Source organism: Streptomyces sp. NPDC059696, assembly GCF_042733745.1.
In the GTDB taxonomy this organism is placed as follows: domain Bacteria; phylum Actinomycetota; class Actinomycetes; order Streptomycetales; family Streptomycetaceae; genus Streptomyces.
Genome location: NZ_JBHWFG010000069.1, coordinates 1 through 6674 on the forward strand (window position 1 = coordinate 1; position 6674 = coordinate 6674).

At 69.9% G+C, this 6674-nt stretch carries 4 protein-coding genes; 3 read left to right on the plus strand and 1 reads right to left on the minus strand.

Annotation, left to right across the window (positions count from 1 at the left end; all coding sequences use genetic code 11):
• Nucleotides 1-98: 98 nt before the first annotated feature.
• Nucleotides 99-1166, minus strand: a complete 1068-nt coding sequence (locus ACFV20_RS36310) for a glucose-1-phosphate thymidylyltransferase (protein ID WP_073771948.1) — start codon at nt 1164-1166, stop codon at nt 99-101.
• 182 nt (nt 1167-1348) lie between these two features.
• Here ACFV20_RS36310 and ACFV20_RS36315 point away from each other — a divergent pair, with 182 nt between their 5' ends.
• The 3 genes from ACFV20_RS36315 to ACFV20_RS36325 all read left to right on the plus strand — a co-directional run bounded on the left by ACFV20_RS36315 (nt 1349) and on the right by ACFV20_RS36325 (nt 6612).
• Nucleotides 1349-2833 carry a tryptophan 7-halogenase gene (locus ACFV20_RS36315; protein WP_199876532.1) on the plus strand — a complete coding sequence of 495 codons (1485 nt, stop codon included), beginning with the start codon at nt 1349-1351 and terminating at the stop codon, nt 2831-2833.
• 1 nt (nt 2834) lies between these two features.
• The gene (locus ACFV20_RS36320; RefSeq protein ID WP_381115500.1) at nt 2835-4205 is read left to right on the plus strand and encodes a cation:proton antiporter; all 1371 of its coding nucleotides are present in this window, start codon (nt 2835-2837) and stop codon (nt 4203-4205) included.
• Nucleotides 4206-4284: 79 nt separating this feature from the next.
• On the plus strand, nt 4285-6612 hold the full coding sequence (locus ACFV20_RS36325) for an excinuclease ABC subunit UvrA (RefSeq protein WP_073771946.1): 2328 nt from the start codon (nt 4285-4287) through the stop codon (nt 6610-6612).
• Nucleotides 6613-6674: the final 62 nt, after the last annotated feature.

Below are 6674 nucleotides of genomic sequence, written 5' to 3' on the forward strand. Positions count from 1 at the left end.
CCTGTGTGCTGCCGGGGCGGGTCGCACCCGTCCCGGCAGCGCCCTTCGCGGCCTGACGCCCCTGCCGGACCTCCCCCCGGGGTCCCGGCAGGCGGGCGTCAGGCCGCGATCTCGATCTGTACGTGGTCGCCGACGACCAGGCGGTGCCGGGCCTCGCCCCGGGCCCCCGGCCCGACCCGGGCGCCCCGCCCGATCAGCGAGCCGTGCAGTCCGGCCACCGCGAGGATCGAGGCGTCGTCCAGGACGATGGAGTCGGAGAGCCGGGAGGCCCGCACCGTGCAGTGCCGGCCGATGGAGGCGTACGGTCCGATCTGGCTGTCCTCGACGACCGTCCCCGCACCGATCACCGCGGGCCCCACGATCCGCGAACGTGTCACGCGCGCGCCCTCCTCGACGACCACACCGCCCAGCAGTTCGCTCTCCGGGCCCACCTCGCCCGACACCCGGCGGGCCAGCCGGCCGAGCATTCGGCGGTTGCACTCCACGACGTCCTCGACCCGGCCGGTGTCCTTCCAGTAGTCGGTGTAGCGGCCGGCCTCGACCCGCGAGCCGTGCTCCAGGAGCCACTGGATCGCGTCGGTGATCTCCAGCTCCCCGCGGGCGCTCGGCCGGATCGCGTCGACGGCGCGGTGCACGTCGGCGGTGAAGAAGTACACGCCGATCGCCGCCAGGTCGCTGCGCGGTTCCCGGGGCTTCTCCACCAGGCGCAGCACCTGTCCCTGGGCGTCCAGCTCGATCACGCCGAAGGCCCGGGGGTCGGGCACCTGGCGCACGACGATCCGCGCGGCGGGGCGGGCCCGGAGGAACTCCCGGGCCTGCGCCGGCAGGTCCCCGTCGAGCATGATGTCGCCCAGGTACAGGACGAAGTCGTCCTCGTCGAGGAACTCGCGGGCCAGTTTCACGCAGTGCGCGATGCCCAGGGGTTGGTCCTGGCGTATGTAGGTGATGCGCAGACCGAAACGGCTGCCGTCCCCGATCGCCTCAATGATTTCCTGAGCCCAGTCGCCGACGACAATACCGACCTCTTTGATATCGAGGTCGCGAATATTCTCCAGAACGTATTCCAGGACCGGCTTCCCGGCGATCGGAACAAGCTGCTTCGGCATGGCGTAACTGATCGGGCGCAGGCGGGTTCCCGAACCGCCCGACAGTACAAGTGCCTTCATTGTGTTCCGCCCTTCAGCGCAATCACTGAAATTCCACGTCACTGTAGACCGGACCGCGCGGTACGCGCTTCTCGCAGAATGCCCACGACTTCGCAATCCCGGAGATGCGGCGCCCCCGCGGCGGGCCGGAGGATTCCAGCGAATGTGAGACGCCGCTTCCCGACGCGCGAGAAGGAGACTCCGTGGACGTGTCAGCGCAGTACGACGTCATCGTGGTGGGCGGTGGCCCGGCGGGCTCGACCGTGTCCACGCTGGTCCGCAAGAGGGGTCACCGGGTGCTCCAGTTGGAGAAGGAGACCTTCCCGCGCTACCAGATCGGTGAGTCCCTCCTCCCCGCCACCGTCCACGGCATCGCGCATCTCCTCGACGTCTCCGACGAGCTGAAGAAGGCCTCTTTCACGATCAAGCACGGCGGGACGTTCAAGTGGGGCGCCAACCCCGAGCCCTGGACGTTCGACTTCGCCGTCTCGCGCCGGATGCCCGGTGCGACGGGGTACGCCTACCAGGTCGAACGCATGAAGTTCGACAAGATCCTCCTCGACAACGCTCGCAAGCACGGGGTGGAGGTACGGGAGAACAGCGACGTCCTCGACGTGCTCAAGGCCGAGGACGGCCGGGTCCGGGGGGTGCGCTACCGGGACGCCGAGGGGCGTGAGCACGAGGTGAGCGCCCGCTTCGTCGTGGACGCCTCCGGCAACACCGGCGGGCTGTACAAGAAGTCCGGCTCCAAGCGCGAGTACTCGCCCTTCTTCCGCAACCTCGCCCTGTTCGGCTACTTCAACGGCGGCAAGCGGCTGCCCAAGCCGAACTCCGGGAACATCTTCACCTGCGCCTTCGAGCACGGCTGGTTCTGGTACATCCCCCTGACCCCCGACCTGACCAGCGTCGGCGCGGTGGTGAACCGGGACTCGGCGAGCCTGGTGCAGGGCGACCCCGAGAAGGCGATGGAGTCGTTCATCGCGGCCTGCCCGCTGATCGCGGAGAAGCTCTCCGAGGCCACCCGGGTGACCGAGGGCCCCTACGGCGAGCTGCGGGTCCGCAAGGACTGGTCGTACAGCAACACGAAGTTCTGGGCGCCGGGCATGGCCCTGATCGGGGACGCCGCGTGCTTCGTCGACCCGGTGTTCTCCTCCGGGGTCCACCTCGCCACCTACAGCGGGCTGCTGGCCGCGCGCTCGCTCAACTCCTGCCTGGACGGGACGGTCGACGAGACCACCGCGTTCGAGGAGTTCGAGGCGCGCTACCGGCTGGAGTACAGCCGCTTCTACGAGTTCCTCGTCGGCTTCTACGACATGCACCATTCGGAGGACTCCTACTTCTGGCAGGCCCGGAAGATCTCCAACACCGCGGACTCCGACCTGGAGTCGTTCGTCGAGCTGATCGGCGGGGTCTCCTCCGACGAGTTCGCCGACGCGGCGCGGGCCAGGCAGCGGTTCGCCGAGGCGTCGGACGAGATGGCCGGCATGACGCACACCGCCGCGGACGACACCGGCGGGCCGCACGGCGCCGTGCCGGGAAAGGTGGTGGGCCGTCTCATGGAGCAGGGCGCCGCCCTGCAGGCGCGGGCGCTGCTCGGCGACGAGGCGGGGGCCGAGCGACCGGTCAGGCAGGGGGGCCTGGCCGCGTCGACGGACGGACTGGGCTGGGTTCCCCATGCACGGTCCTGACGTGGCGGCGCTCGCCGCCGCCACGTCGCCGCTGGGCGGGGAGCCGCTGACCGTCTTCCTGCTCCAGGTCGGCGTACTCCTCGTCTGCGCCTACGGTCTGGGGCGGCTGGGCGCCCGGGTCGGCCTACCGCCCCTGGTGGGGGAACTGACCGCGGGGGTGCTGCTGGGGCCGACGCTGCTGGGGCAGATCGCACCGGGGCTCTCCGGCCGGCTGTTCCCCGCGGACATGTCGCAGGCGCACCTGCTCGACGCGTTCTGCCAGTTCGGCATCCTGCTGCTGGTGGCCATCGCCGGGGCTCAGTTCGACCCCCTGATCCTGCGCAGGCGCGGGGGGCTGGCTGCCCGGGTGAGCCTGGCCGGTCTCCTGGTGCCTCTGGGGCTGGGTATCGCCACCGGGTACCTGGTGCCGGCCTCGCTGCTGACGGACTCCGGAGAACGGGGCGTCTTCGCGCTGTTCCTCGGGGTCGCCATGTGCGTCACCGCGCTCCCGGTGATCGCCAAGACGCTCGCGGACCTGAACCTCACGCACCGCAACGTCGGCCAGTTGCTCATCGCGGCCGCCGTGTTCGACGATGCGGTGGGCTGGCTGCTGCTCGCCCTGGTGACGGCGTTGGCCAGCGGGGGGGCCGGCGGGCCCGTGGTCCTGACCACAATGGCCTGGACCGCCGTGTTCATCGCCGCGGCGTGCGCGGTGGGCGGCCCGATCGGCAGGCGGATGTCCCGTACCGGGGGCGGCCGGGTTCCGGTGTCGGCCATCACCGTCGGCGTGGCCGTCGTCGTCCTGTACGGGGCGCTGACCGCGGCGGCCGGGATGGAGGCGCTGTTCGGGGCGTTCGTGGCCGGGGCCACCCTGCTCCGGCACATCGACCCGGCGCGGCTGGCTCCGCTGCGCACCCTGGTCATGGCCGTGTTCGCCCCGGTGTTCCTGGGCAGTGTGGGGCTGCGCATGGACCTGACGGCGCTCGCGGAGCCGTCGGTCCTCCTCACCGGTGTCGTCGTCCTCTTCGTGGCCACGCTCGGCAAGTTCGCCGGTGCGTACGTCGCCGCCCGCAGCGGCGGGATGAGCCGGTACGAGGGGCTGGCGCTCGGGGCGGGGATGAACTCGCGCGGGATGATCGAGGTGGTGATCGCCCTGGTCGGGCTGCGCATCGGCGTACTGGACACCGTCACCTTCACGATCATCGTGCTGATCGCCCTCATCACCTCGGTGTCGGCGCCGCCGCTCCTGCGCTGGGCGAGCAGCCGGATCGCTTTCGAGAGCGACGAGCAGGAGCGGGAGGAGCGGCTGGCCGGCTGGAGCACCGAGCCCGCCTTCTCGGGCGGGCCGCCGCCCAAGTCAGCACGGCAGGAGAAGACCGCGGACACCTCCTGAGTGCAGGCTAGGTGGTTACCGTTCCGCCGGTCCGTCCGGCGGAACGGTGACTCATGAACGGAACCAGGAGGAGAACTCTGTGAGCGTCACCGACCCCACCCCCGGCGCGGACACCGCATCCGGTCCGGGAGACGGCATCCGTATCGCGGGCGCGCGGATCCACAATCTCAAGGATGTCTCGCTGACGATCCCCCGCAACCAGATCACGGTCTTCACGGGGGTCTCGGGATCGGGCAAGTCGTCGATCGTCTTCGACACGGTGGCCGTGGAGGCCCAGCGGCAGCTGAACTCCACCTTCAGCTGGTACATCCGCAACCAGCTCCCGAAGTACGAACGTCCGCAGGCCGAGGCGATCGAGAACCTCACCACCCCGGTGATCGTCGACCAGAAGCCGGTGGGGGGCAACGCCCGGTCCACGGTGGGCACCATGACCGACGTGCAGCCCATGATCCGGGCCCTGTTCGCCCGGTTCGGCACGACGACGGACAAGAAGCCGTCCTCGCTCGGCGTCTCCGCGTTCTCGTTCAACGACCCCCAGGGCATGTGCCCGGACTGCGACGGTCTCGGCCAGAGCATCGCCCTCGACCTGGACAAGATGCTGGACCGCTCGAAGTCCCTGGACGACGGGGCGGTTCTCTTCCCCGAGTACAAGGTGGGCAGCCCCGACTGGCAGATCTGGGCGAAGTCAGGCCGTCTGGATCCGGCCAAGCCGATCGCCGAGTACAGCGCCGAGGAATTGGACACCCTGCTGCGCGGCACCGGCGGGAAGGTGACGCTGAAGACCAAGAGCACCGAGTTCCAGACGAACTACGAAGGGCTGGCCGACCGGTTCGAGCGGCTCAACCTCAAGCGCGACCTCAGCGCCCTGAGTGATCGTAAGCGCGAGGTCATCGAACGCTTCGTCACCGACGGCGTCTGCCCCTCCTGCCGGGGGGCGCGGCTCAACGCCGCCGCGCTCGACGTGCGGATCGACGGCAAGAACATCGCCGACTACTCGAGCATGGAGGTCCGCGACCTCACGGAGGTGCTCACCGGCGTCACAGAGCCGGCCGCGGCTCCCCTCGCGAAGGCCGCGCGCACGGCCCTGGAGCGGATCGTGTCCATCGGGCTCGGCTACCTGACCCTGGACCGGCCCACGGCCGACCTCTCCGGGGGCGAGGGGCAGCGGCTGAAGATGGTCCGCCACCTCGGCAGTGGTCTGGCCGGGCTCACCTACATCTTCGACGAGCCCAGCATCGGCCTGCACCCGCGCGACGTGGGACGGCTCAACGAGCTGCTGCGCGCGCTGCGCGACAAGGGGAACACCGTGCTGGTCGTCGAGCACGACCCCGATGTGATCGAGATCGCCGACCACATCGTCGACGTCGGCCCCGGGGCCGGGGTGCACGGTGGCGAAATCGTGTTCGAGGGGTCCTTCGCGGAGCTGCGGAAGGCGAAGACCCGGACGGGGGAGGCACTGCGGCGCGGGGCACGCGTGAAGGAGGAGGTCCGCCCGCCCACGGGGGAGCTGACCGTGGAGAACGCGGATCTGCACAACCTGAAGCAGGTCTCCGTGGCCGTACCCACCGGCGTGCTGACCGCGGTGACCGGGGTGGCGGGTTCCGGCAAGAGCAGCCTGATCTCCGGGGCCTTCATGGAGGCGCACCCCGACGCCGTGTTCGTCGACCAGTCCGCGATCGCCGCCTCCTCGCGCTCCACACCGGTGTCCTACCTCGGTCTGATGGACCCGCTGCGCAAGCTGTTCGCGAAGGAGACCGGCGCGAACGCCTCACTGTTCAGCTTCAACTCGAAGGGCTCGTGCGAGGAGTGCCAGGGCCGCGGGGTCATCATCACCGAGCTGGCCTTCATGGACCCCGTGACCACCCACTGCGGTGTCTGTGAGGGGCGCCGCTTCAAGCCCGAGGTCCTGGAGCACAAGCTTCGCGGCAAGTCCATCGCGGACGTCCTGGAGCTGCCCGCCGACGAGGCCGTCGAGTTCTTCACCGAGAAGGCGCTGCTGCCCAAGCTGCGCGCCCTCGTGGACGTCGGCCTCGGGTACCTCAGCCTGGGTCAGCCGCTCTCCAGCCTCTCCGGTGGTGAGCTGCAGCGCATCAAGCTCGCCGACCAGCTGCACCGCACGGGCACGGTCTACGTCCTGGACGAGCCCACCACCGGGCTGCACATGTCGGACGTGGACACCCTGCTGGCGCTCCTGGACGGTCTCGTCGAGGCGGGCAACACCGTCGTGGTCATCGAGCACAACCTCGATGTGGTGCAGCAGGCCGACTGGATCATCGACCTTGGCCCCGACGGCGGACGGGAAGGCGGGGAGATCGTCTTCACCGGTACGCCGAAGGACCTGCTCGCCGCGGATTCCTCCCTCACCGGCGAGTACCTGCGCCGCCACCTGAAGGCCCAGGCCGGCTGACCGGACGTCTGGCAGTCGTCCGAGGGGTCCGTGCTCTTCGGACGACGTTACGTGGTTTTTTC